This is a genomic window from Rhodococcus sp. 14-1411-2a, from assembly GCF_002259485.1.
Classification (GTDB): Bacteria; Actinomycetota; Actinomycetes; order Mycobacteriales; family Mycobacteriaceae; genus Rhodococcoides.
The window spans coordinates 502,251-526,836 of the sequence record NZ_NPGA01000019.1 but is presented as its reverse complement, the minus strand read 5'-3'; the positions used below and the strand labels follow the sequence as shown (position 1 = coordinate 526,836).

General features: G+C 65.7%; 21 protein-coding genes. 4 read left to right on the top strand and 17 right to left on the bottom strand.

Annotation, left to right across the window (positions count from 1 at the left end; translation table 11 throughout):
* Window positions 1–98 precede the first annotated feature (98 nt).
* The 15 genes from argH to infC all read right to left on the bottom strand — a co-directional run bounded on the left by argH (window position 99) and on the right by infC (window position 15,422).
* Complete coding sequence (gene argH, locus CH291_RS21130; protein ID WP_094688524.1) at window positions 99–1,547, bottom strand: argininosuccinate lyase; 1,449 nt, start codon at window positions 1,545–1,547, stop codon at window positions 99–101.
* Window positions 1,544–2,743 carry an argininosuccinate synthase gene (locus tag CH291_RS21125; protein ID WP_094688523.1) on the bottom strand — a complete coding sequence of 400 codons (1,200 nt, stop codon included), beginning with the start codon at window positions 2,741–2,743 and terminating at the stop codon, window positions 1,544–1,546. The genes argH and CH291_RS21125 overlap by 4 nt, the downstream gene beginning before the upstream one ends.
* 51 nt (window positions 2,744–2,794) lie before the next feature.
* Window positions 2,795–3,310 (bottom strand): arginine repressor, encoded by a 516-nt coding sequence (locus tag CH291_RS21120; RefSeq protein ID WP_037192611.1) that lies wholly within the window; start codon window positions 3,308–3,310, stop codon window positions 2,795–2,797.
* Window positions 3,307–4,242, bottom strand: a complete 936-nt coding sequence (gene argF, locus CH291_RS21115; protein WP_094640068.1) for an ornithine carbamoyltransferase — start codon at window positions 4,240–4,242, stop codon at window positions 3,307–3,309. The genes CH291_RS21120 and argF overlap by 4 nt, the downstream gene beginning before the upstream one ends.
* Entirely contained in the window at window positions 4,239–5,444 is a 1,206-nt protein-coding gene (locus tag CH291_RS21110) for an acetylornithine transaminase (RefSeq protein ID WP_094688522.1), read from the bottom strand. The genes argF and CH291_RS21110 overlap by 4 nt, the downstream gene beginning before the upstream one ends.
* Entirely contained in the window at window positions 5,441–6,355 is a 915-nt protein-coding gene (argB, locus tag CH291_RS21105) for an acetylglutamate kinase (RefSeq protein WP_094688521.1), read from the bottom strand. Before argB ends, CH291_RS21110 begins: the two co-directional genes overlap by 4 nt.
* Window positions 6,352–7,554, bottom strand: coding sequence for a bifunctional glutamate N-acetyltransferase/amino-acid acetyltransferase ArgJ (argJ, locus tag CH291_RS21100; RefSeq protein ID WP_179276627.1), 1,203 nt, complete (start codon window positions 7,552–7,554; stop codon window positions 6,352–6,354). The genes argB and argJ overlap by 4 nt, the downstream gene beginning before the upstream one ends.
* Before the next feature lie 32 nt (window positions 7,555–7,586).
* A complete protein-coding gene (argC, locus tag CH291_RS21095; protein ID WP_094688519.1) occupies window positions 7,587–8,642 on the bottom strand; it encodes an N-acetyl-gamma-glutamyl-phosphate reductase in 1,056 nt (351 codons plus the stop codon).
* Between the two features lie 52 nt (window positions 8,643–8,694).
* Window positions 8,695–9,252, bottom strand: coding sequence for a hypothetical protein (locus tag CH291_RS21090; RefSeq protein ID WP_068050959.1), 558 nt, complete (start codon window positions 9,250–9,252; stop codon window positions 8,695–8,697).
* 113 nt (window positions 9,253–9,365) lie between these two features.
* Window positions 9,366–11,852: a phenylalanine--tRNA ligase subunit beta gene (gene pheT, locus CH291_RS21085; RefSeq protein WP_094669220.1), complete on the bottom strand. Its 2,487-nt coding sequence runs from the start codon at window positions 11,850–11,852 to the stop codon at window positions 9,366–9,368.
* Between the two features lie 56 nt (window positions 11,853–11,908).
* Window positions 11,909–12,976 (bottom strand): phenylalanine--tRNA ligase subunit alpha, encoded by a 1,068-nt coding sequence (gene pheS / locus CH291_RS21080; protein WP_068283211.1) that lies wholly within the window; start codon window positions 12,974–12,976, stop codon window positions 11,909–11,911.
* Window positions 12,977–13,049: 73 nt separating this feature from the next.
* Window positions 13,050–13,856 (bottom strand): TrmH family RNA methyltransferase, encoded by an 807-nt coding sequence (locus tag CH291_RS21075; protein WP_094688518.1) that lies wholly within the window; start codon window positions 13,854–13,856, stop codon window positions 13,050–13,052.
* A gap of 38 nt (window positions 13,857–13,894) precedes the next feature.
* Window positions 13,895–14,284 carry a 50S ribosomal protein L20 gene (gene rplT / locus CH291_RS21070; protein WP_032378959.1) on the bottom strand — a complete coding sequence of 130 codons (390 nt, stop codon included), beginning with the start codon at window positions 14,282–14,284 and terminating at the stop codon, window positions 13,895–13,897.
* An 86-nt stretch (window positions 14,285–14,370) separates the two neighbouring features.
* The gene (rpmI, locus tag CH291_RS21065) at window positions 14,371–14,565 is read right to left on the bottom strand and encodes a 50S ribosomal protein L35 (protein WP_008715923.1); all 195 of its coding nucleotides are present in this window, start codon (window positions 14,563–14,565) and stop codon (window positions 14,371–14,373) included.
* 116 nt (window positions 14,566–14,681) lie between these two features.
* On the bottom strand, window positions 14,682–15,422 hold the full coding sequence (gene infC, locus CH291_RS21060) for a translation initiation factor IF-3 (RefSeq protein WP_045199680.1): 741 nt from the start codon (window positions 15,420–15,422) through the stop codon (window positions 14,682–14,684).
* 382 nt (window positions 15,423–15,804) lie between these two features.
* Between infC and CH291_RS21055 the strand changes: the two genes are divergently transcribed.
* Window positions 15,805–16,191, top strand: coding sequence for a DUF1844 domain-containing protein (locus CH291_RS21055; protein WP_068050975.1), 387 nt, complete (start codon window positions 15,805–15,807; stop codon window positions 16,189–16,191).
* Between the two features lie 112 nt (window positions 16,192–16,303).
* Here the strand turns inward: CH291_RS21055 and uvrA are convergent, their stop codons facing one another.
* Entirely contained in the window at window positions 16,304–19,234 is a 2,931-nt protein-coding gene (gene uvrA / locus CH291_RS21050; RefSeq protein ID WP_094640381.1) for an excinuclease ABC subunit UvrA, read from the bottom strand.
* 260 nt (window positions 19,235–19,494) lie between these two features.
* On the opposite strand from uvrA, the gene CH291_RS21045 reads away from it, so the two are divergent.
* The 3 genes from CH291_RS21045 to CH291_RS21035 all read left to right on the top strand — a co-directional run bounded on the left by CH291_RS21045 (window position 19,495) and on the right by CH291_RS21035 (window position 23,982).
* Window positions 19,495–20,184, top strand: a complete 690-nt coding sequence (locus CH291_RS21045) for an MBL fold metallo-hydrolase (RefSeq protein WP_094688517.1) — start codon at window positions 19,495–19,497, stop codon at window positions 20,182–20,184.
* A gap of 137 nt (window positions 20,185–20,321) precedes the next feature.
* The gene (locus CH291_RS21040; RefSeq protein WP_068050978.1) at window positions 20,322–21,512 is read left to right on the top strand and encodes a DoxX family protein; all 1,191 of its coding nucleotides are present in this window, start codon (window positions 20,322–20,324) and stop codon (window positions 21,510–21,512) included.
* 148 nt (window positions 21,513–21,660) lie between these two features.
* On the top strand, window positions 21,661–23,982 hold the full coding sequence (locus CH291_RS21035) for a HelD family protein (RefSeq protein ID WP_094688516.1): 2,322 nt from the start codon (window positions 21,661–21,663) through the stop codon (window positions 23,980–23,982).
* Between the two features lie 70 nt (window positions 23,983–24,052).
* Here CH291_RS21035 and CH291_RS21030 read toward each other — a convergent pair whose 3' ends face one another.
* Entirely contained in the window at window positions 24,053–24,505 is a 453-nt protein-coding gene (locus tag CH291_RS21030) for a universal stress protein (protein WP_068050983.1), read from the bottom strand.
* Window positions 24,506–24,586: the final 81 nt, after the last annotated feature.

Genomic DNA, 24,586 nt, shown 5'->3' with positions numbered 1-24,586 from the left:
CTGCGTTCGGCCCCGACGAACGACCGGCATCGATCTTCGCGTGACGAAAGCTTCTCACATCACACTCGAGGAAACCGGCATGGATATCGATTGCGCACTCAGTGCCGCAACACCGGTTCCTCGGCCCATGCGCGCAGGGTCGCGGCCGTGGCCCGCACGCCCCCGAGCTGATGCGCAACCTGCACAGCGGCCGTGCCACCACGCGCATCCCGCGACGAGATGGAACCCTCCACCGTGAGAACCTCACGAACGGCCGGAGTGAGGGACGGATCGATCGCGGCCAGCTCCTCGTCGGTCAGATCCGCCAGCCCGACGCCTCGCGCCTCGGCCGCGCGGACGCAGGCTCCTGCAGCCTCGTGAGCAACGCGGAACGCAATCCCCTGCCGCACCATCCATTCGGCGATATCGGTGGCGAGCGTGAACCCGGCCGGTGCCAGCTCGGCCATCCGTTCGGTGTGGAATTCGAGCGTCGCCGTCAATCCGGTGAGCGCGGGCAGCAACAGCTCGAGCTGCGCCACCGAATCGAACACCGGCTCCTTGTCTTCCTGGAGATCACGGTTGTAGGCCAACGGCTGCGCCTTGAGCGTGGCCAGCAGTCCGGTCAGATTACCGATCAATCGTCCGGTCTTTCCGCGGGTCAACTCCGCGACGTCCGGATTCTTCTTCTGCGGCATAATCGAACTGCCGGTGGACCACGCATCGGCCAACGTCACGTAGCCGTACTCGGGAGTGCTCCACGAGATGACCTCCTCGGCGAACCGTGACAGATCGACTGCCGTCATCGCCAATACGAAGGCTGCTTCGGCGGCGAAGTCGCGCGAGGACGTGGCGTCGATCGAGTTCTCGGCGGACGAGTCGAACCCGAGCTCGGCTGCGATCTTCTCCGGACTCAGACCCAGTGACGAACCGGCGAGGGCACCGGAACCGTACGGGGACACCGCTGCTCGCGTGTCGAAATCTGCGAAGCGCTGCACATCGCGCAACAACGGATGGGTGTGCGCGAGCAGATGATGCGCCAGCAACACCGGCTGCGCGGCCTGCGAATGCGTCTTGCCCGGCATGACGGCCGTCGGATGCGCCGCTGCCTGGGTGGCCAACGCGTCGACCACATCGAGAACGCCGACCGACACCCGGCGAACCGCGTCGCGCAGCCACATGCGGAACAGTGTGGCCACCTGATCGTTGCGCGACCTGCCCGCGCGCAGCCGGCCACCGACCTCCGGTCCGACCCGGTCGATCAACCCGCGTTCGAGAGCGCCGTGCACGTCCTCGTCCGACACGGCTGCCACGAACGCGCCCGACGCGACATCGTCGGCGAGTCGCTGCAAACCGTCGAGCATGGTCTCGAGGTCCTGCGGGGTGAGCAGTCCGGCACCGTTCAGCACTCGGGCGTGCGCCATGGATGCGCGGATGTCGTACGGCGCGAGGACCCAGTCGAAGTGCGTCGACTTGCTCAACGCTGCCATGGCGGCGGCCGGCCCCGATGCGAATCTGCCGCCCCAGAGCGAACCTTCGTTGGTTCCGTGTGCGGTCTCCGAATTCGTCACAGGCCCAGGTCCCTCTTCGCGGCGATCTTCGACGACAATCCGTGCAGCTGAACGAATCCCTTGGCCGCGGACTGGTCGAACGTGTCGCCCTCGTCGTAGGTGGCGAGATTGAAGTCGTACAGCGACTCGCCACTGCGGCGTCCGTTGACGATGATCCCGCCCGCGTGCAGAACCAGGCGAATATCGCCGGAGACGTGCTCCTGCGTGTGCTCCACGAACGTGTCGAGAGCACCCTTGAGCGGGGAATACCACAGGCCGTCGTACACCAGCTCGGCCCACTTCTGGTCGGTGTGGCGCTTGTAGCGACCGAGTTCGCGCTCGAGGGTCACGTGCTCGAGCTCCTCGTGGGCGCGGATGAGCACCATGGCACCGGGTGCCTCGTAGATCTCACGACTCTTGATGCCGACGAGCCGATCCTCGACCACGTCCAACCGGCCGACACCCTGCGCTCCCGCACGAGTGTTGAGCTCCTGGATCGCTTCGAGCACCGAGACCGGGCGACCGTCGATCGCGACCGGGCGACCCTTGTCGAACGAGACGATCAGTTCGTCCGGAGCCTGGAAGTTGACCGTCGGATCCTCGGTGTAGTGGTAGACGTCCTTGGTCGGCGCGTTCCACAGGTCTTCGAGGAAGCCGGTCTCCACCGCGCGTCCCCAGACGTTCTGGTCGATTGAGAACGGCGACTTGGTGGTCACGTTGATCGGGATGTCGTTCTCCTCGGCGAACTTGATCGCCTTCTCGCGCGTCCACGCGTAGTCGCGAACCGGTGCCAACACCTCGAGCTCGGGGGCGAGGGTGTTGAAGCCGACCTCGAAGCGAACCTGGTCGTTGCCCTTGCCCGTGCACCCGTGTGCGACAACGGTTCCGCCGTGCGCCCGCGCGTTCTCCACGAGGTGCTTGACGATGAGCGGACGACTGATCGCCGACACGAGGGGATACCGATCCATGTACAGCGCGTTGGACTGCACGGTCGGCAGGCAGTACTCGTCGGCGAACTCGTTCCTGGCATCGACGACGACGGATTCGACTGCGCCGCAATCGAGTGCGCGTTGGCGCACGACGTCCATGTCCTCGCCGCCCTGCCCCAGATCGATGGCGACGGCAACGACCTCCTTGCCGGTCTCCCTGCCGATCCAGCTGATGGCGACGGAGGTGTCGAGTCCGCCGGAGTAGGCGAGGATGACGCGTTCGGCCATGGTGTTCAAGCTCCTTCGTTGTTCTTGATGCGCATGATGGGTAACCGGATCTCAGTTACCGCGTCGAGCAAGCTTTTCGATCTTGTCCGCGACCTCGCCACCGGTGTGTGGCTCGCGGGCGATCAACAGAATCGTGTCGTCACCGGCGATGGTCCCGACGATCTCCGGCATCGCAGCACGGTCCAGAGCGCTGGCCAGGTAGTGCGCCGCGCCCGGTGGCGTGCGAAGGACGGCCTGGTTCCCACTGTGATCGGTGGACACCAACAACTCCCCCAGCAACTTCAGGAGTCGGTCGGTGCCGCCGGACACTCCCCGGACCGGGCTGCCGTCCTCGGGCACGACGTACACCCCCACTCCACCGTCCGGCGCGCGCAGTTTCACGGCACCCAGTTCCTCGAGGTCCCGCGAGAGGGTGGCCTGAGTGGTGTCGATCCCCTCGGCTGCGAGCAACGACGCCAGCTGCGGTTGACTGCGCACCTGATGGGTGGCCAGCAACGCGATGATCCGTGCCTGCCTGCCCGCGCGGGTCGACGCGGTCAACGGCACCGCAGTGACGTCTTCGCTCATGGTCGTCGGGCCTGTTCGAGGAGCCACACAAGCAGTGCCTTCTGCGCGTGCAGGCGGTTCTCGGCCTCGTCCCAGACAACACTCTGGGGGCCGTCGAGCACCTCGTCGGTGATCTCCTCGCCGCGATGTGCGGGTAGGCAGTGCAGCACGACGGCGTCCGACTGGGCCTTCGAGAGCAGGTCCGAATCGATTCGATACGGCCGGAACGGTGCGACGCGATCGAGACCGTCGTTCTCCTGGCCCATCGACGTCCAGGTGTCGGTGACGAGCGCGTCGGCACCGGCCGCGGCCTCGACCGGGTCCTCGGTGATGGTGATGGTGGCCCCGGTTTCCTCGGCGCGCGCATGCGCCGCGTCGAGAACGTAGCCGAGCGGCGCAAATTCCTTGGGCGCAGCGATCCGCACGTTCAGCCCGGCCGTCACTCCGCCGATGAGCAGCGAGTGCGCCATGTTGTTGGCACCGTCACCGAAGTAGGCCAAGGTCCGCCCCTGCAGATTTCCCTTGTGCTCGATCAGGGTCTGCAGATCCGCCAGAACCTGGCACGGGTGGAACTCGTTGGAGAGGGCGTTGACGATCGGAATCGTTGCGCCGGTCGCCATCTGCTCGAGCCGCTTCTGCCCGAACGTGCGCCACACGACCGCCTCGACATAGCGCGAGAGCACCCGCCCCGTGTCCTGCAGCGTCTCCTCACGACCCAACTGGGTGTCGCGGCCCGTCACCACCACGGCATGACCACCCAACTGCGCGATGCCCATCTCGAACGAGAAGCGGGTCCGTGTCGAGTTCTTCTCGAAAATGACGCCGACCCCCTTGGGGCCCTCGAGCGGACGCTTCGAGAACGGAGCACGCTTGAGTTCGGCTGCCAGAGCAAGGATTTCACCCTGCTGCGCGGGCGTGATGTCGTCGTCCCGGAGGAAATGCTGAACGGTCATGGCTGATGAGCCTCCTGTGCTGCGTCGAGAATTGCCGGTAACGCCGTCACGAACGACGCGGCTTGCTCTTCGGTGATGATCAACGGTGGTGCAAGCCGGAGCACGTCGGGCTGGGCCGCGTTGAGGAGGAAGCCTGCCTCGCGCGCGGCGGCTTCGGCCGCCGGTGCGACGGCGGCGGTGAGGACCACACCGAGGAGAAGGCCCGAACCCCGAACATGGCTCACCAGAGGATGATCCAGATTCTCGATGGAGTGTGCGATGGTCTTGCCGATGCTGTCGGCGTGCGAGAGCAGGTCCTCGTCGGCGATGGTGCGCAGCACGGCCAGAGCCGCCGCCGCGCATACAGGGTTACCACCGAACGTGGTGCCGTGCTTGCCCGGATGCAGCAACTCCCCCGCCGTTCCGATGCCGATGCAGGCCCCGATGGGCAGGCCGCCGCCCAGACCCTTGGCGAGCGTGATGACGTCGGGCACGATGCCGACCGACTGGTGAGCGTAGAACCAACCCGTTCGGCCGATACCGGTCTGCACCTCGTCCAGGACCAGCAGTGCACCGTGCTTCGCGGTGATCTCACGGGCGGCGAGAAGATATCCCTCGGGCGGAACCACCACGCCTCCCTCACCCATGATGGGTTCGAGAAACACTGCGGCAGTGTCGGAATCGACAGCGGCTTCGAGCGCGGCCACATCGCCGTACGGAACGTGGTGCACGCCGGCAGGCATCGGCTCGAACGGGATCCGCTTGTCCGGCTGACCGGTCAGCGCGAGAGCACCCATCGTCCGTCCGTGAAACGACTTCTCCGCCGCCACGATGTTGGGACGGCCGGTCAGGCGAGCGATCTTGAACGCCGCCTCGTTGGCCTCGGTTCCCGAGTTGCACAGGAACACCCGACCGGTGGCCCCGGCACCGAGCTGCGCGAGCAATTGCTCGGCCAACGCGATACCGGGTTCTGTCGCATACAGATTCGAAGTGTGCCCGAGGGTGGACAGCTGAGTGGTGACCGCCTCGATCACCGCCGGATGGGCATGTCCGAGGATGTTCACGGCGATACCCGCGAGCAGGTCCAGATACTGCTTTCCGTCGGCGTCGGTCACCACCGCGCCCTCGCCGCGGACGAGCACCACGCGCGGAACACCGTAGTTGTCCATCAACGAATTCGACCACCGCTGTTGCAGATCGAGGGTGGACTCGGTGCCGGTCATGGCGTGGCTCCTGACGTGGAAGTCTGATCGGGGGTGACCATGGTGCCGATTCCCTCACCGGTGAACAGCTCCACCAGCACGGAATGTTCGACGCGGCCGTCGATGACATGAGCCGACGGAACACCGGCTCGAACCGCCCGCAGGCACGCTTCCATCTTCGGCACCATCCCGGCGTCGAGTGAGGGCAGCAACGCCTCGAGCGTGGACGCGTCGATCTCGGAGGTCAACGAGCTGCGATCGGGCCAATTTGTGTACAGGCCTTCGACATCGGTGAGCACCACCATCTTCTCGGCACCGATGGCACTTGCGAGCGCCGCTGCCGCAGTGTCGGCGTTGATGTTGTGGACGACGCCGTCGCGGTCGGGCGCGATGGTGGACACCACCGGAATACGTCCTGCGGCAATGAGATCGAAGACCGCGGCAGGGTTCACCGACGTGACGTCGCCGACGAGACCGATGTCGGTCTCGACGCCGTCGACCAGCACGGTGCGACGCGTCGCGGTGAACAGGTGCGCATCCTCACCGGAAATTCCGACGGCGTAGGGACCGTGCCCGTTGATCAGGCCGACGAGCTCACGCCCGACCTGCCCGAACAGCACCATCCGCGCGACGTCCATGACCTCGGGGGTGGTGACGCGGAATCCGCCGCGGAATTCGCCGGCAAGGCCGAGTCTGGTCAGCATGGCCGAGATCTGCGGCCCACCGCCGTGGACGACGACCGGATGGATTCCGACGGTGCGCAGAAACACCATGTCGGCCGCGAACGCCCGCTTCAGATTCTCGTCGATCATGGCGTTTCCGCCGTACTTCACTACGACGACCTTGCCCGAGAATCGCTGCAGCCAGGGCAGCGCCTCGGCGAGCGTGAAGGCCTTCTGCGCGGCCGTCAACTGCAGTGCGGCCGAGGTCATGACGAGTACGCCGAATTCTCTTCGACGTACGCGTGCGAGAGATCGGTGGTTCGGATGGTGGCCGACCCTGCGCCGAGACCGAGATCTATGGTCACCGAGATGTCGACGCCGGACAGATCGACCTCCCGAGCTCCCGGCGCTCCCACGCCGTCGATGCAGACCGGATTTCCGTTGAAGGACACGGCAATTCGATCAGGATCGAGCTCGATCGGGGCGATACCGATTGCCGCGAGCACCCGGCCCCAGTTGGGATCCGACCCGAACAGAGCCGTCTTGGTCAGGGAGTCCCTGGCGACCGCGCGAGCGCCGATCAGGGCGTCGCCCTCGCTCATCGCGCCCGACACGGTGATCCGCACCCGCTTGGTCACGCCCTCCGCGTCGGCCATCATCTGGTCGGCCAAGTCGTCGCACACCGCCAGGACCGCGGCGTCGAGTTCTTCCTGCGACGGTGCCACTCCGCTGGCCCCGGACGAGAGCAGCAGCACGGTGTCGTTCGTCGAAGACGCGCCGTCGACGTCGAGCCGGTCGTATGACATCCGGGTCGCAGCGCGCAGTGCCTTGTCCAGCTGGTCCGCGGTGGCGACAGCATCGGTGGTGATGACGCTGAGCATCGTGGCCAACGACGGTGCCAGCATGCCTGCACCCTTGGCCATGCCGCCGACGTTCCATTTGTCGGCATGATGAACGGCTGCCTGCTTGGGCACGGTGTCGGTGGTCATGATCGCGTACGCCGCATCGGTACCACCCGAAATTCCGCCCGCGAGCTCGTGCACCACCTCGGTCACACCGGGCAGCAGCTTGTCCATCGGGAGCCGGTCCCCGATGAGACCCGTCGAGCACACGGCAACCTCGATCGCTCCGGTCTCGGAACCCCAATTGCTCAGTGCGGACGCCACTTCCTCGGCTGTCCGGTGCGAATCCTGGAAGCCAGGCGCACCCGTGCAGGCATTGGCACCACCGGAATTCAGAATCACCGCGCGCAGCCGTCCGGTGGAGAGCACCTGCTGAGACCACAGCACCGGCGCAGCCTTGACCTTGTTTCGGGTGAAGACACCCGCCGCAGCGAAATCGGGACCCTCGTTGAACACCAAGGCCAGATCGGACTTGCCACTTGCCTTGATACCGGCCGTAATACCGGCGGCGCGGAAACCCGCGGGACAGGTGACGCCCTGCGTGCGCACGAGCTTGCCCGCAACCATGCCGACGGCCTCCGCCTGGCTCCCGACGCTGCTCATGGCGCTACTCCTACGGTAGAGAGACCCTCGGTCTCGGTGATTCCCAGTGCAAGATTCATGGATTGAACTGCGGCTCCCGCCGTGCCCTTGGCCAGATTGTCGATGGCCGCGATCACGACGAGCAAGCCGGCGTCCGCATCGACCGACACGCTCAACTGCACGGCGTTCGACCCGATGACCGAACCGGTCTGCGGAAGGCGACCGGCTGGAAGCACGTGCACGAACGGCTCTGCGGCATATGCCTTCTCGTAGACCTCGACGGCCTGCGCCTGCGTGGCGGTGGTGATCGCGGTGCAGGTGGCCAGGATTCCGCGAGGCATCGGTGCGAGAACCGGCGTGAAGGACACTGCAACAGCGCTACCGGCGAGCGCCGAGAGGTTCTGCACGATCTCGGGAGTATGGCGGTGCGCGCCCGCAACCGCGTACGCCCGAACCGAACCCATCACCTCCGAACCGAGAAGATCGGCCTTCGGAGCTCGGCCGGCACCCGAACTACCGCTGACGGCAACGATATTGACGCGGGGCTCGATGATGCCTGCGGCGACGGCAGGTGCGAGCGCGAGAGACGACACCGTCGGGTAACACCCGGGAACCGCGATGCGAGTGGCACCGACCAATCGCTCACGGCAGCCCGGCAACTCCGGCAATCCGTACGGCCAACTGCCCGCATGGGGACTCTTGTAGTACTTCTCCCAGGCCGCACCGTCGGTGAGGCGGAAGTCGGCCCCGCAGTCGATGATCACCACGGACTCGGGCAGCTGCAGCGCGAGTTCGGCGGACTTGCCGTGCGGGAGCCCCAGGAACACGACATCGTGACCCGCGAGCTCGTCGACGGTGGTCGGCGCGAGAACGCGGTCTGCGAGAGGCAACAGATGGGGATGGAATTCACCCAGCGTCGCTCCGGCATTGCCGCCCGCGGTCAGCGTGCCGATGACCAAGGAACCGTCGCGCACTCCCGGGTGCCCGAGCAGCAATCGAAGAATCTCGCCGCCGGCGTACCCACTTGCGCCCGCCACCGCGATGCGCCTCGGCGTGGCCTCCGAAATAGTCATGCGGTTTATTATGCAGCATCATGCAAGCTCATTCATGAACGGGTCCGGTGTGTCAGCGTCCGCCCATGGACCTGCGGATCTCGTCGAGCTTCTTTCGGCCGGCGTCCTGCCGCTCGTTCCACTGCTCGTCGAGGTCACGGCCCGCCCTGGACTCTCGGTCCAGTTCCTCCGCGCCGACGGCTGTGCCCGATCGCTGTTCGACCTTGTCGCGTACACCGTCCCACGTGGGCACCCCCGAATCGGTGAAGTCACCGATCGGCGCGCTCACCGCACCGGCACCGTATCCGCTACCGACGGGCTGGTCCTCGACCAGCTCCGCATCGATTATCCCCGGAACCGTGCCGCCGAGCGGAGCCCCCGGCGGTGGATCACCGAGCGGCTGGTCGATCCGCGGCTTGGTCACCTGCGGAACGTCGACGTCGGGAACCGTCCCGGGTGGTGCACCGCGATCGGGTCCAGTGGATTCGGGCTCAGCATTGCGCAACTCGACCGCCAGCGCCGATGCGGCTGCCGCCACCGGGGCCAACCGGGACCGACCGGCCACTGCAGCCAGGATCTCCTCGATCACCTGAAGATCCGTCGCCGCACCGTCTGTTCCGAATTCACTCATGCGCTGCTCCCGTCACCCGTCGTACTCGTGACTCCACGCTACGGACACCGGAGCCCGGGTGTGCACGGATCGACTGCGCAACTGCGCTGGTTCAACTGCGCAGCTGCGCTGGTTCAACTGCGAAGCTGCGCGCCGACGGCCTTCGATGCCGCGTCGACCGCCGCATCGCGTGCAGCCGTTGCCTGATCCTCGGTCAAGGTGCCGTCTGCACCTCGGAACCGCAGCGCGAATGCCAGCGACTTGCGACCCTCGCCGACCTGTTCACCCTCGTAGACGTCGAACAGCCGGATCGACTCGAGCAGGTCGCCACCGCCGATCGTGAGCGCGGCTTCCACCGACGCCGCAGGTACGGACGCGTCGACCACCACGGCCACGTCCTGCAGCACCGCCGGATACGGCGACACCTCGGGGGCAGGGAGCGACTCGACGACGGGAAGAGCGCTCAGGCTCAACTCGACGGCACACGTACGCGGCGGCAGGCCCGCCCGCTCGAGCACGGCCGGATGCAGCTCGCCCGCGTATCCGACGACCTCACCGTCGAGCAGGACCTCCGCGCACCGACCCGGGTGCCACGGAAGGTGTTGCGCCGCCCGAAGATCGACGTGCACTCCGGACGCCTCGGCGACGGTACGCACCGCAGCGAACGCATCGGCGGCCTCTGCGGCGCGGCCGGGACCCCACGGACCCGACAACTCACGCTGACCGGTGAGCACCATGCCCACGTGCACCGGCTGCGCCGGCAACGAACCACGAAGCATGGCGATCTGGTCGTCGGTGGGCCGACGGTCGACCGGCAACGCGTCCACAGCTGCGGTGGCGTCGTGTCGGAGCACCACCTGAGCAATGCCGAACAGCGAGACGTCTCGCTGACCGCGCGCGATGTTCCGGCTCAGCATCTCGAGCAAACCGGGAAGCACAGTGGTCGCGAGCTCGGGACGGTCGGCCTCGAGTGGATTGAGTACCGAGGTGGTCGCGCGCCGTGGGTCGTCCGCGTCGAGACCCCACGTGTCGAACACGCCTTTGGGCAGGAACACCGGAGGCAACACCTCGACGTACCCGGAGAACGCGAGAGCCTTGCCGACGGCACGCCTGCGCTTCTGTTCGGCAGTGAGGCCACGACCGCCCGGGGCCGACGGCAGTACCGACGGGATCTGTTCGAGCCCTTCGAGCCGCAGCACCTCTTCCACCAGGTCGGCGCGCTGCACCAGGTCCGGTCGCCAGGACGGCGGGGTGACGATGAGCTGGCCGTGTCCGGCGTCGTCGACCGATACCTCGACTCCGCAACCGATCTGCGTCAACCGTCGGGCAGCGGTTCCGTTGGGGTACTGCACTCCGGCGATTCGGTCCGGCAGGTCGAAGTCCATCGTGACCGTGGGATATTCGGATGCCTCGCCGATATCGGTCAACACGGGCTCGATCCGGCCGCCGGCGATCTCGACCAACAACTGTGCGGCCCGATCGAGTGCTGCGACAGGCAGAGCCGAATCCACGGTCCGCTCGAAACGCTTGCTGGCCTCGCTGGAGAGCTTGTGGCGACGACCGGTGCGGAACACCGCGAGCGGATCGAACGACGCAGCTTCGAGGACGACCTCGGTGGTCGAGTCGTCGACTTCGGTGGACGCGCCGCCCATGACACCGGCCAACGAGATCGCTCCCGATCCGTCGGCGATGACGACGTCCTCGGCATCGAGAGAACGCTCGACGCCGTCCAGCGTGGTCAGCTTCTCCCCCGCATTCGCACGCCGGACGACCAGATCGCCGTCGAGCTTTGCCGCATCGAACGCGTGCAACGGCTGCCCGAGTTCGTGGAGCACGTAGTTGGTGACATCGACGGCCGCCGAGATCGGGCGTACGCCGGCCAGCAGCAGTCGACGCTGCATCCACCAGGGCGTCGTCGCCGTCGGATCGATGCCGACAATCTTGCGCAACGCGAATCGCGAAGCGCCCGAGTTCGGTTCGACGGTGACCGACCAGGCGTCACCGGTGACCTCGGTGGGGACCGTGCGCGCCGGATCCACGAACGGAAGGTCGAAACTGCAGGCCAGTTCGCGGGCGAGGCCTCGGACCGAGAAGGCGTAGCCGCGATCCGGGGTCACGTTGAGCTCGATGACCGAGTCCAGCAGACCGAGAACGGCTTTGGCGTCGTCGCCCGGAGCGGCCGTGCCCTCGGGCAGCACCAGAATTCCGGAGTGATCCTTACCCAACCCGAGTTCGAGCGTCGAGCAGATCATGCCGTTGGAGTTGCGGCCGTAGGTCTTGCGCGACGCGATGGCGAATCCACCGGGCAGGACGCTGCCCGGCAGCGCGGCCACGATCAGGTCACCCTCGGCGAAGTTCCTGGCACCACACACGATTTCCTGTGGCTCGGCTGCTCCGACGTCCACCAGGCAGAAGCGAATCGGCTTCTTGAACTCGGTCAGCTCCTCGATCGAGCCGACCCGACCGACCACGAGTGGCCCGGTCACGTTGTCCAGCGAATCGAGTTCCTCGACCTCGAACCCGACCCGCACGAAACCGGCGTCGAGTTCCTCGGGCGAGACGGCCCAGTCGGGCGTTCCCGCGTGCAGGACCTCGGTCAGCCAGGATTGTGGGACTCGCACGTGTGCTCAGCTCTTTCTTGTATCCGAGAAGAAGTGGGGCGGGTGAAGAACGTCCGTCAGGCCTGAACGCCGAAGGGCAAAGTGAACCTGATGTCGCCCTCGACGATGTCGCGCATGTCCGGGATGTCGTTGCGGAACTGAAGCGTCCGCTCGAGACCCATTCCGAACGCGAATCCGGTGTAGACCTCGGGATCGATGCCACTGGCCTGCAACACCTTCGGGTTGACCATTCCGCAGCCACCCCACTCGACCCAACCGGCCCCGCCCTTCTTCTTCGGGAACCACACGTCGACCTCGGCCGACGGCTCGGTGAACGGAAAGTAGTTGGGGCGCATGCGTGTACGGGTGTCGTTGCCGAACAACGCCTTCGCGAACGCATCCAGTGTGCCGCGCAGGTGCGCCATGGTCAGGCCCTTGTCGATCGCGAGACCCTCGACCTGATGGAAGACCGGAGTGTGCGTCGTGTCGAGTTCGTCCGTGCGGAACGTCCGTCCCGGGCAAACGACGTAGATCGGAACCTCACGCGAGAGCATCGACCGGACCTGCACCGGGGAGGTATGAGTACGCAGAACCTGACGCGAACCCTCCGGCGCGATGTGGAACGTGTCCTGCATCGTGCGTGCCGGGTGGTCGGGCAGGAAGTTCAGCGCGTCGAAATTGAAGTGTTCGGTCTCGACCTCGGGGCCTTCTTCGACCTCCCAGCCCATTCCGACGAACACATCGGCAACCTGTTCGGCGATGATCGTGATGGGGTGCCGAGCACCGACGGGAGCTCGGTCGGTCGGCAGTGTCACGTCGATGGTTTCCGCGACCAGGATCGCTGCGTCACGCTCGGCCGACAGCACGGCGCGTCGCTCGTCGAAGGCCTTCTGCACTCGATCACGCGCTGCCTTGACGCGTTTGCCCGCGTCCGCCTTCTGGTCCCCCGGGATCGCACCGAGCGCGCGCTGCGCCAGTGCCAACGGAGCCTTGCCGCCCACGTGATCGATCTTGACCTTGGTCAGAGCATCGAGGTCCGACGCGTCGGCGAACGCCTGCTCGGCCGAGTCCACTGCGGATCCGAGCGCGGACTCCTCGAGAACGGACGGATCTACCGGCTCGGGTCCGCCATCTTTCTTCGCCACGACAGCTGCACTCCTCGAGTAATAGTCGGTGTCTGCTCAGAACAGACAGGTAACGATCCTAGGTGAGACCTGCTCACGGGGTTTCGGAGCGTCGCTGCGCCCTGGCACTCGCGTACAGGCAGATCGCCGCGGCGGTCGCCAGGTTGAGGCTCTCGGCGCGGCCGTGGATCGGGATTCGAATGCGGTGATCGGCGCCGCGCGTCACGGACTCCGAGAGTCCGTGTGCCTCGTTGCCGAACAACCACGCGGTCGGTTGCGTGAGCAGCTCGTCCGCGTCGTCCAAGTCCACTTCGCCATCGGCGGCCGTCGCGACGATGGTCAGACCCGCCCTGCGCAACGCGTCGATCCCGGACTCGATCGATCGCTCCCGAGCGATGGGCAGATGGAACACGCTGCCCGCCGAGGCGCGGACGCATTTGCCGTTGTGGGGATCCACCGAATCGCCCAGCAGAACGACCGAATCCGCTCCTGCCGCGTCGGCGACGCGAATCACAGTCCCGGCATTGCCCGGCTCGGCCGTCTCCACCGGTACGGCCACCAGCCGCGGTGTTCCGGCCAACGCACGGACGATCGGGACGTCGACCAACTCGGTGACCGCGATGAGACCCTGCGGAGTGACCGTGTCGGACAAGGCTTTCGCAGCACGGTCGGTCATCGGATGAACTCGTGCGCCACCCGCCTCGACGGACGCGATGAGGTCGCGGTGGCGCTCGAGAGCATCCGCGGTGAAGAACAGCTCACGAACCAACCGGGACCGGGCCGCCTCGGACACCGCATTGAAGCCTTCGGCCAGAAAGAGCCCGGTCTTCTTGCGTTCTGCGGCTCGAGCGAGCTTGACGGCCGAAACGACCCGCGGAGTTCGCTCGGTCAGCGAATCCACGGGCCGTTTCGGTGTTGAGTCGTCGTACGTCGACTCGCTCAGGCTGCTTCTCCGGCCGGAGCGTTGACATCGGCAGGCAGCGCGGCCTTGGCGATGGCGACCAGGCTTGCGAACGCCGCAGCATCCGACACAGCGAGCTCGGCGAGGATCTTGCGGTCGACCTCGACGCCTGCGGCCTTGAGGCCCTGGACGAAGCGGTTGTACGTGATGTCGTTGGCGCGAGCTGCAGCGTTGATACGCGTGATCCACAGCTTGCGGAAGTCACCCTTGCGCGCGCGGCGGTCCCGGTACGCATAGGTCAGCGAGTGGAGCTGCTGCTCCTTGGCCTTGGTGTACAGACGTGAGCGCTGTCCGCGGTAGCCCTTGGACGCTTCGAGAATCGAACGGCGCTTCTTCTGGGCGTTGACGGCCCTTTTTACGCGTGCCACTGGTGAATCCTGTCGATCTGGGGGTGTGTGAAACCCCGAATGGTAATGGGATGAAGCCGACCGAAATCAGTCGGCGGCGGGCCGAATCAGATGCCGAGCAGGCGCTTGATCCGCGGCACGTCGGCCTTCTTGACAACGGCGACACCATCGAGGCGACGAGTCACCTTGGTGGGCTTGTGCTCGAGCAGGTGGCGACGGCCGGCCTTCTGGCGCAGGATCTTGCCGCTGCCGGACACCTTGAATCGCTTCTTGGCACCACTGTGGGTCTTCTGCTTGGGCATGAAATCCTCTTCTTCTGTAATAGCTCTTCGGTGTTGCATGGCACAGCCGTACATCGCTACGGACCAGCTGTGTACCGAAGCAGGTGTAGGGCTGTCTTACTGGTAGAGCGCGAGGCTCAGTTGGTCTGCGCCGGAGTAGCCGGAGCTGCTGCGGCCGGTGCTTCGGCAGCCGGGGCTGCATCGGCGGGCTGTTCCGGCGCGGGGGCCGGTGCGCGCTGCGCGGGCGGAGCCGCTGCGCTCTCCTGTGCCTTGACGCGAGTCTTGGCACCCTTGTGCGGTGCCAACACCATCGTCATGTTGCGGCCGTCCTGCTTGGCCGAGGTCTCCACGAAGCCGAGCTCCGCGACGTCCGCGCCCAGGCGCTGCAGCAGACGGAAGCCGAGCTCGGGACGCGACTGCTCGCGACCGCGGAACATGATGGTGACCTTGACCTTCGAGCCGGCTTCGAGGAAGCGAACGACGTTGCGCTTCTTCGTCTCGTAGTCGTGCGCGTCGATCTTGGGACGGAGCTTCTGCTCCTTGATGACGGTGAGCGTCTGGTTCTTGCGCGATTCGCGCGCCTTCTGCGCAGCCTCGTACTTGAACTTCCCGTAGTCCATGATCTTGCAGACCGGCGGACGTGCGTCGGGAGCTACTTCTACAAGATCGAGGTCGGCTTCGAGAGCCAAGCGGAGTGCATCTTCAACACGCACGATCCCCACCTGTTCACCGCCCGGTCCGACAAGCCGGACCTCGGGAACTCGGATGCGATCGTTGATGCGGGTCTCAGTGCTGATGGGGCCTCCTAGGTAGTGCGGTGTGGTGTGTAACCCGACCGCCTGCCACTGGCACAGCCCGTCGCCGTCGATCCTCGACATTCCCCGCAGCGATGTGAACCGCTGCAACGAAAAAACCCTGCTCTCGGTGTGATCCGATAGCAGGGCCCGATGTCGACCGGTCGACCCGTACGACAACTGTCGTCGTACAGTCTCCTCACTGGGAGGAAGCACGCAGGAGGCCGATGAGGACTTCCTTCGTGCGACCGGACCGGGAAGTAGCTTGTTGAAGGCTACGTGCCGGTGGGAGTCGGGCTCCACTTGCTGCCTCCGTGCGGTGAACTCCATCGAGGAGCGCACGCCGAAGACGGTCGTCGAGTTACACTACCAGCCGATTCGAGAAACCGACAATCGAGCCCGATCGCCCCCGACAGCGTCGGCACCCGATTCTCCCCGCTGCAGGCGGCGTGGGATTCTCGTAGGCATGACCAGCGCCCCCACTCCCGCCGATGGCGATCCCGCGGGTGCCGACCCCGTCGGCACCGAGCCCGAAGTCCGTGAACTCGCCGAAGTCCCCGCGGTCGAGGTCATCAGCCGCGCTGCGGTGATGCTGATGAGTTCCGCAGCCGAGAAGTTGGGACTGTCCGAGCCGGATCCCGCGGAGAGCCCCTACCTCGACCTCGACGAGGCACGCCGCGTCATCACCGCCTTGGCCGGCCTGGTCACCGCGTCGGTGGAATACCTCGGCCCCCATGCCGGACCCATCCGCGACGGCCTGCAGGCACTGCAGCGCGCATTCCGGGAAGCCTCGGCCCATCCGGACGAGCCGGGAAAGGGCCCCGGCGAGAAGTACACCGGTCCGGTGCACTGAGCAGAACACCAGCCAAGTCGAGACCGACGCACGAAGCCGCATCCGGTGACTACCGGATGCGGCTTCGTCGTTCACGGGGTCCGAACCGGACGGTGCCAGCTGACTGCAGCGCTTATCGGACGGCGGCGACCTTGCGAGGCCTACGCTTCTTCGCAGCCGCCTTCACCGGCGGGGCGACGACCGACTCCCGGGTGAGCGCCTCCTGCAGGAACTTGCCGGTGTAGCTTTCCGAGACCGCCGCCACTGCCTCCGGATCACCCTGCGCCACAACCGTTCCGCCGCCCGAGCCACCTTCGGGGCCCATGTCGATGACCCAGTCCGAGACCTTGATGACGTCGAGATTGTGCTCGATCACGATCACCGTGTTGCCCTTGTCCACCAAGCCGTTCACGACGCCGAGCAGCTTGCGAATGTCCTCGAAGTGCAGGCCGGTGGTCGGTTCGTCGAGAATGTAGACCGTGCGGCCGGTGGACCGCTTCTGCAGTTCCGCTGCCAGCTTGACGCGTTGCGCCTCGCCGCCGGACAACGTCGTTGCCGGTTGGCCGAGTCGGACGTACCCGAGACCGACCTCGACGAGTGTCTTGAGGTAGCGGTGGATCGAGGTGATGGCCTCGAAGAAGTCGGCAGCCTCCTCGATCGGCATGTCCAGGACCTCGGCGATGGTCTTGCCCTTGTAATGGACTTCGAGCGTCTCGCGGTTGTATCGCGCACCCTCACAGACCTCGCACGGAACGTAGACGTCCGGCAGGAAGTTCATCTCGATCTTGAGTGTGCCGTCTCCCGAGCATGCCTCGCACCGGCCGCCCTTGACGTTGAACGAGAACCGACCGGGCTGATAGCCGCGCACCTTGGCCTCGGTGGTCGCCGCGAACAGCGTGCGGATCTTGTCGAACACACCGGTGTACGTGGCCGCGTTCGAGCGCGGCGTGCGTCCGATCGGCGACTGATCCACCCGCACCAGCTTGTCGAGCTGATCGAGGCCGTTGATGCGGGTGTGCCGACCGGGAACCTGGCGGGCACCGTTGAGCTTGTTGGCCATCACCGTCGCGAGAATGTCGTTGACGAGTGTGGACTTGCCCGAACCCGACACCCCGGTGACCGAGGTCAGCACACCGAGCGGGAAGCTGACGTCGATGCCACGGAGATTGTGCTCGCGGGCACCGACCACGGTGACCTGACGCTTCTTGTCCACGACACGACGGGTGTCGGGCAGCGGAATCTCCATCCGTCCGGACAGATACGCACCGGTCAGCGATTCCTCGTTGGTCAGCAGGTCCTCGTACGAACCGCTGTGCACGACGCGTCCGCCGTGCTCACCCGCCAACGGACCGATGTCGACGATCCAGTCGGAGGTACGGATGGTGTCCTCGTCGTGCTCGACGACGATGAGGGTGTTTCCGAGGTCGCGCAACCGCGTCAACGTGTCGATGAGCCGACGGTTGTCGCGCTGATGCAGTCCGATCGACGGCTCGTCGAGAACGTACAGAACACCGACGAGTCCCGATCCGATCTGGGTGGCGAGTCGGATGCGCTGGGCCTCGCCGCCGGACAGCGAGCCTGCGGTCCTGGCCAGTGACAGGTATTCCAGACCGACGTCCAGCAGGAAGCCGAGGCGAGCCTGTACCTCCTTGAGGACCTGCCCGGCGATTGCTTCCTCGCGGCGACCGAGAGTGAGGCTGTTGAGGAAATTCGCGGTGTCGGCGATCGACAATTCGCACACCTCGGCAATCGACTTAGGGCCGAAGTCGCCCGCCGCGATCGTCACCGACAGGATCTCCGGCCGCAGCCGCGCCCCGTTGCAGGTGGGACACGGCACGTCGCGCATGTAGCCGTCGTAGCGTTCCTTCATCTGCTCGGACTCGGTCTGCTCCAACCGGCGGTGCAGGAACGGCATCACACCCTCGAACTCGGCGTAGTACGAGCGCGTGCGACCGTAGCGGTTCTTGTACTTCACGTGCACCTGGTGATCGCTGCCCTCGAGGACTGCGCGCTTGACCTTGGCGGGCAACTTGTTCCACGGCGCGTTCAGGTCGAATCCCATGGCGTCGGCGAGCCCGGAGAGCAGGCGGCCGAAGTACTCCGACGTCTGGCCCATCGACCACGGTGCGATGGCACCGTCGGCGAGGCTGAGATCGCCGTCGGGAACGACCAGCTCCGGATCGACCTCCTTGCGCACGCCGAGTCCGACGCAATCCGGGCACGCACCGTACGGCGAGTTGAAGGAGAACGACCGCGGTTCGAGATCGTCGATGGACAACGGGTGTCCGTTGGGGCAGGCGAGCTTCTCGGAGAACCGGCGCTCACGGTCCGACGCATTCTCGTCACGGTCGACGAAGTCGAGCACCACGATGCCGTCGGCCAGCCGAAGGGCGGTTTCCACCGAGTCGGTCAGACGCTGCTTCGAGCTCGACTTGACGGTGAGGCGGTCGACGACGACCTCGATGTCGTGCTTCTCCTGCTTCTTGAGCACCGGCGGGCTCGTGAGCTGATGTACGACGCCGTCGACGCGAACACGCGAGTAGCCCTGCGTGTTCAACGAGTCGAACAGGTCGACGAACTCACCCTTGCGGGTACGAACCACCGGCGCTAGAACCTGGAACTTCAGGCCCTCCTCCATGTCCAGCACCTGATCGACGATCTGCTGCGGAGTCTGCTTGGCGATCTGCTCGCCGCACACCGGGCAGTGAGCCGTTCCTGCACGCGCGTACAACAGCCGGAGGTAGTCGTAGACCTCGGTGATGGTGCCTACGGTCGATCGCGGGTTGCGGTTGGTCGATTTCTGATCGATGGAGACCGCAGGCGAGAGGCCCTCGATGAAATCGACGTCCGGCTTGTCCATCTGGCCGAGGAACTGCCGCGCGTATGCGGACAGCGACTCCACGTAGCGACGCTGCCCTTCGGCGAAGATCGTGTCGAAGGCGAGTGAGGATTTGCCCGATCCGGACAGACCCGTGAACACGATCAGCGCATCCCGCGGCAGGTCGATGTCGACTCCCCGCAGATTGTGCTCCCGTGCACCTCGCACTATCAGGCGATCCGCCACTGTGTTCCCTTCTTTCCGAACGAGCACGTCCAGCCGAGTTGCTGCGGGGCGCAGCACTGCACGACCTTCGAGTCGCGTGATGACGTGTGATGCCGACGCACCGGTCACACGTCGTGTAACCGTGGACCCCACGTCGAAAACCTGTTGTGGTGAGGGACGAACCTCACGCAGTAGCAATGGTAGATCCAGGCACCGACACCCTTTTCCAGCTGCGCGACCCCGACGCCCATCATGCCGTCGACGACGGTAGCGTCCTGGAAATGGACGAGCACCTCATGGTCATCGATGACAACTACACCGGCGTCGTCTCTCAGGGCTCGCAGCCGCAGCGGCGAACGATTCCCGGAGCGACGATCACGAAGATGTCGGTCGGCCCCATGGACAACAACACCTACCTTGTCGTCTGTTCCGCAACAGGCCACTCGGTGCTGATCGACGCTGCAAACGAGGCCGACCGCATCTCGTCGCTCATCGACAGGAACGCGCCGACGCTCTCACTCATCGTGACGACTCATCAGCACGCCGACCACTGGCAGGCGCTGGCAGACATCGCCGGCGGTACGGACTCTCCGACCGCAGCCCACGAACTCGATGCAGGTCCCCTGCCTGTGGCTCCCGACCGCCTGCTCGCCGATCGGGACACCGTGACGGTGGGAGAGCTCACGTTCGATGTGGTGCACCTGATCGGACACACTCCCGGCTCCATCACACTCGCACTGACCGATGCCGAGGGCGCGCGCACCCACCTCTTCACCGGAGATTCCCTCTTTCCCGGTGGCGTCGGCAAGACGGGCAGCCCCGAGGATTTCACCCGTCTGCTCGACGACGTGACAGCGAAACTGTTCGACCGCTTCGACGACGAGACCGTTGTCTACCCGGGGCACGGTAAGGACACGACGCTCGGTGCCGAGCGCCCTCACCTGGACGAATGGCGCGCCAGGGGTTGGTAACGATCGGCGTGCTTGAGACCGCGAACCACGGGGTATGAATAGTGTGACAAAAGGACGCACAGCGGTAGGTTTTCGGACCGCCGTGCCGTCCATGGTTCCACCGCCGATGACACGAGAAACTACGCAGGAGGCTGTCAATGCTGGTCCGCCGTATCGCCCGTCCGCTGATGTCTACGATTTTCATCGCAGGGGGCGTCGACGCACTCCGTAATCCCACCGGCAAGGCCCAGGCCGCCACCCCGTTGATCGAGCAGGGCAAGGACGTCCTCCCCAACGAGGTCACCGCGAACGTGCCGAACGACCCGGAGACGCTGGTCCGTATCAACGGTGGAATCCAGGTCGCGGGTGGCATTCTGCTGGCCACCGGCAAGGCACCGCGCATCGCCTCGCTGGCTCTCGCCGGAAGTCTCGTACCGACGACGCTCGCCGGACACGCCTTCTGGAACGAGACCGACCCGGAGACCAAGGCTGCGCAGCGAATCCACTTCTTCAAGAACCTGAGCCTGCTCGGCGGACTGCTCATCGCAGCCGTCGACACCGAGGGCAAGCCGTCCGTCGCATGGCGTAGCAAGCGGGCAGCACGCCGCGCGCAGGAGACCGTCGTCTCGGCACTGCCGGGTCACTCCACCCATGAGACCGGTGAGCGCGTCAAGGAAATCGCAGCCGTCGCCGCGAGCCGCAGCGCCGATCTGGCCGAGGCTGCACAGCCGAAGCTGGCCAAGTTCGCCGATGCCGCCCAGCCCAAGTTGGCCAAGCTCGCCGATATCGCTACCGAGAAGGGCTCGGAGCTGGCCGACGTAGCTCAGCCGGCACTGAACCGCTGGGCTCACGTGGCCGCCGACAAGGGTTCGGTGCTCGCCGAGGAAGCACAGAAGCGTGGATCCAAGCTCGCCGAACTGGCCGCCGACCGCGGTAGCGACTTGGCCGACGAGGCACAGAAGCGCGGCTCCAAGCTCGCCGACAAGGCAGCCCATCGCGGGACCGACCTGGCGGAGCTCGCACAGAAGCGTGGCTCCAAGCTCGTCGACGTCGCTGCCGATCGTCGCGGCGAATTGGCCGATGTCGCGCAGAAGCGCGCGTCCAAGCTCGCCGATCTGGCGGCCGAGAAGGGTTCCGTCCTCGCCGACGAGGCGCAGAAGCGCGGAGTCACGTGGGCCGATCTGGCGTCCGATCGCGTCGACACGCTGAGCAAGCGCGCTCGCAAGCGCGCCGAGAAGCAGAGCAAGGAGCTCGAGAAGGTGACCGAGCAGGCTCGCGCCAAGCTCGAGAAGCGAGTTGCCAAGGCTCAGAAGAACTTGGACAAGAAGCTGCAGCAGTACGCGAAGTAATTTTTCGCAGACACCACACAGCGACGTTCGCGTAGACGGCCCTGCCCCGGAACCAGCGGTTCTGCGGCAGGGCCGTTGTGCGGCGTAGACTGCTCTGGCTGATTTCGAGGCGATATCTTCGCCTCGGCCGAACTCCCGAGGAGACCCTTTGCCGGACGACGGCCACACATCGAGCGACTCCGTGGTGCCGCTCGAAGAAGACTTAGAGCAGGCGCATCTGACGCGGCTGTACACGCAGCTCGACGCGTTACGCGAGTATGCCGCGAACCGACTGCGCGCAGTGCTGTTGGAGACCGGCGGCACCCCGCAGGCCCGCAGCGAACGGGAATCGTTCAACCAGATGTACACAGAGGACATCGCCAAGTACGACGCCGCCGAGAACGGACTGTGCTTCGGGCGCATCGACCTCGATCCCGAGACCCTCGACCCCAAGGTCGACGACCGGCCCGAGCGATACATCGGCCGCGTCGGGATTCTCGACGACAAGAACGACTACGAGACACTGCTGCTCGACTGGCGAGCACCGATGGCCCGGCCGTTCTACCTGGCGACGCCCGCCGCACCCGAAAACGTGTTGCGGCGCAGACACATTCGTACCCGCGGCCGGCGAGTGACATCGATCGCCGACGAATTCCTCGACCTGAACTCCGCCCGATCGTCGAACGATGCCGCCGTGGCAGGCGGCGTCGCGAGCGAAGGCGCGCTGCTTTCGGCGCTCGATGCCGCACGTACCGGTCAGATGAACGACATCGTCGAGACGATCCAGAGCGAGCAGGACGCGATCATCCGATCGCAGCATCGCAGTGTGTTGGTGGTTCAGGGCGGACCGGGGACCGGCAAGACTGCCGTCGCGCTGCACCGCGCCGCCTATCTGCTCTACACCTACCGTCAGCAGCTCGGTAAGAGCGGCGTGCTGATCATCGGACCCAACGCCACGTTCCTCGACTACATCGGTCAGGTGCTGCCGTCACTCGGCGAGACGGGCGTGCTGCTGTCCACGATCGGCGACCTCTACCCGGGAGTCCGTGCGCAACGCGAGGACTCGGCCGTGGCGACCGAGGTCAAGGGCAGGCTGTCGATGGTGGAGGTGCTGACGCAAGCGGTACGCGACCGTCAGGAAGTTCCCGCGCAGCCCCGTCGGCTGAAGTTCGACACCTACGACATCACGCTCGATCGCAAGATCGTCACCAGGGCTCGCGGCCGTGCCCGCTCGTCCCGGCGACCGCACAACCTGGCTCGTCCGCTGTTCGTGTCCTCGGTCATCGACCAGTTGGCCAACCAATTGGCAGCGAAACTCGGACAGAACCTCGTCGACGGGTCCAGCCTGCTCAGCGCCGACGACATCGCGGACATGCGCGACGAGATGCGCGAGGACCGGGACGTCATGGCCGCCGTCGACGAACTGTGGCCGGATCTGTCTCCCCAGCAGGTTCTCCGCGACCTGTTCGCCTCGCCCGAGAAAATCGCCTCGGCCGCGCCTGCACTGGACGAGATGGAGCGCGAAGCCCTCGTCCGCCGAGGCCACGGGTTCTCGTCGGCCGACGCTCCCCTGCTCGACGAACTCGCCGAGCTACTCGGCGTCGACGACGCGGCCGAACGTGAACAGGCACAACGTCAGTGGCGCGGCCAGATCGCCGACGCCCAGGGTGCCCTGGACATCCTGACCGGTTCGGCACCTCAGGACCTCGAGGACGAACTCGACCCGGAGATCCTGATGGCCTACGACCTCATCGACGCCGATCAGCTTGCGCGACGGCAGAATTCGGGCCAACGACTCACGACGGCCGAACGGGCCGCCGGTGACCGAACGTGGACCTACGGGCACGTGATCGTCGACGAAGCGCAGGAACTCTCTGCGATGGCGTGGCGAATGGTCATGCGGCGCATACCGAATCGGTGGATGACACTGGTGGGCGATACGGCGCAGACCGGTGATCCCGCCGGTACCTCGTCGTGGGGTTCGGTTCTGGAACCGTATGTGGCCAAGCGCTGGAAGCGAACCGAACTGACGGTGAACTATCGAACACCGTCGGAGATCATGACGGTGGCACACGACGTGTTGGCTGCCATCGACCCCGAGCAGTCCGAGCCGCGGTCCATCCGCAGCACCGGGGTACGACCGTGGGCCCAACGAGTGGCACCGGACGATCTGATCACCGCGGTCGAGAAGCGAGTGGCCGAGCACCCTCGCCCAGGCCTGAGTGCCGTGCTGGTTCCCGCAGGCCACGTCGACCGATTCCGCCATCTGGCATCGGAACTGGTCACCGTATCGACGGTCAAGGACGCCAAGGGACTGGAATTCGACTCGGTGCTGATCGTCGAACCCGGTGCCATCGTGGCGGATTCGGTCAAGGGTATGAACGACCTGTACGTGGCGCTCACCCGAGCGACTCAGCGACTCGGCGTCGTGCACGCGGACGCACTACCGGGTGAGCTCTCGGCGCTGCAGCCGTTCGAGCCGGAAGCCTAGAGAACCGCATACACCACCGGCCCGCTCCGTCGATTCGACAGAGCGGGCCGGTGGTGTGTGCAGCGTGCACTCAACGGACGGTGTGCACGATCAGAACGTCGCAGGTGGACTTGCGAGCGGCGTCCGACGGAACCGAACCCAACAGACGGCCCGTCAACGAGTTCAGGCCGCGGTTGCCGACGACGAGCAGGTCACCCTTGACCTCGTCCACGAGTGCCAGCAGCGACTCGACGGGAGCACCGACGATCGCCTTCTCCTCGATGTTCTTCGCACCGGCCTTGGTGGCGTGCTCGCGCGCCGTGCGCAGAATCTCACGCGTCGGTGCCGATCCGGTGATCTGGTAGGCGTCCTCGCGCAATGCGTCGGCGGCAGCGGACGTGTCCTTCGGATCGGCCGGGTAGTACGCACAAGCGATCACCAGGGTGGCAGCGGCGTCTCCCGCCAACGCCGCGGCCTTCTCCACTGCCCGCAGTGACGATTCGGAGCCATCGGTCCCGACGACGACGGTGCGGTAGGCGCTCATTCATTCCTCCATTTGTCGGTCACACACACAGATGTGACACTTCTGCTCGAACTCGATTGGTGCAAGTCACAGGACCGAAAA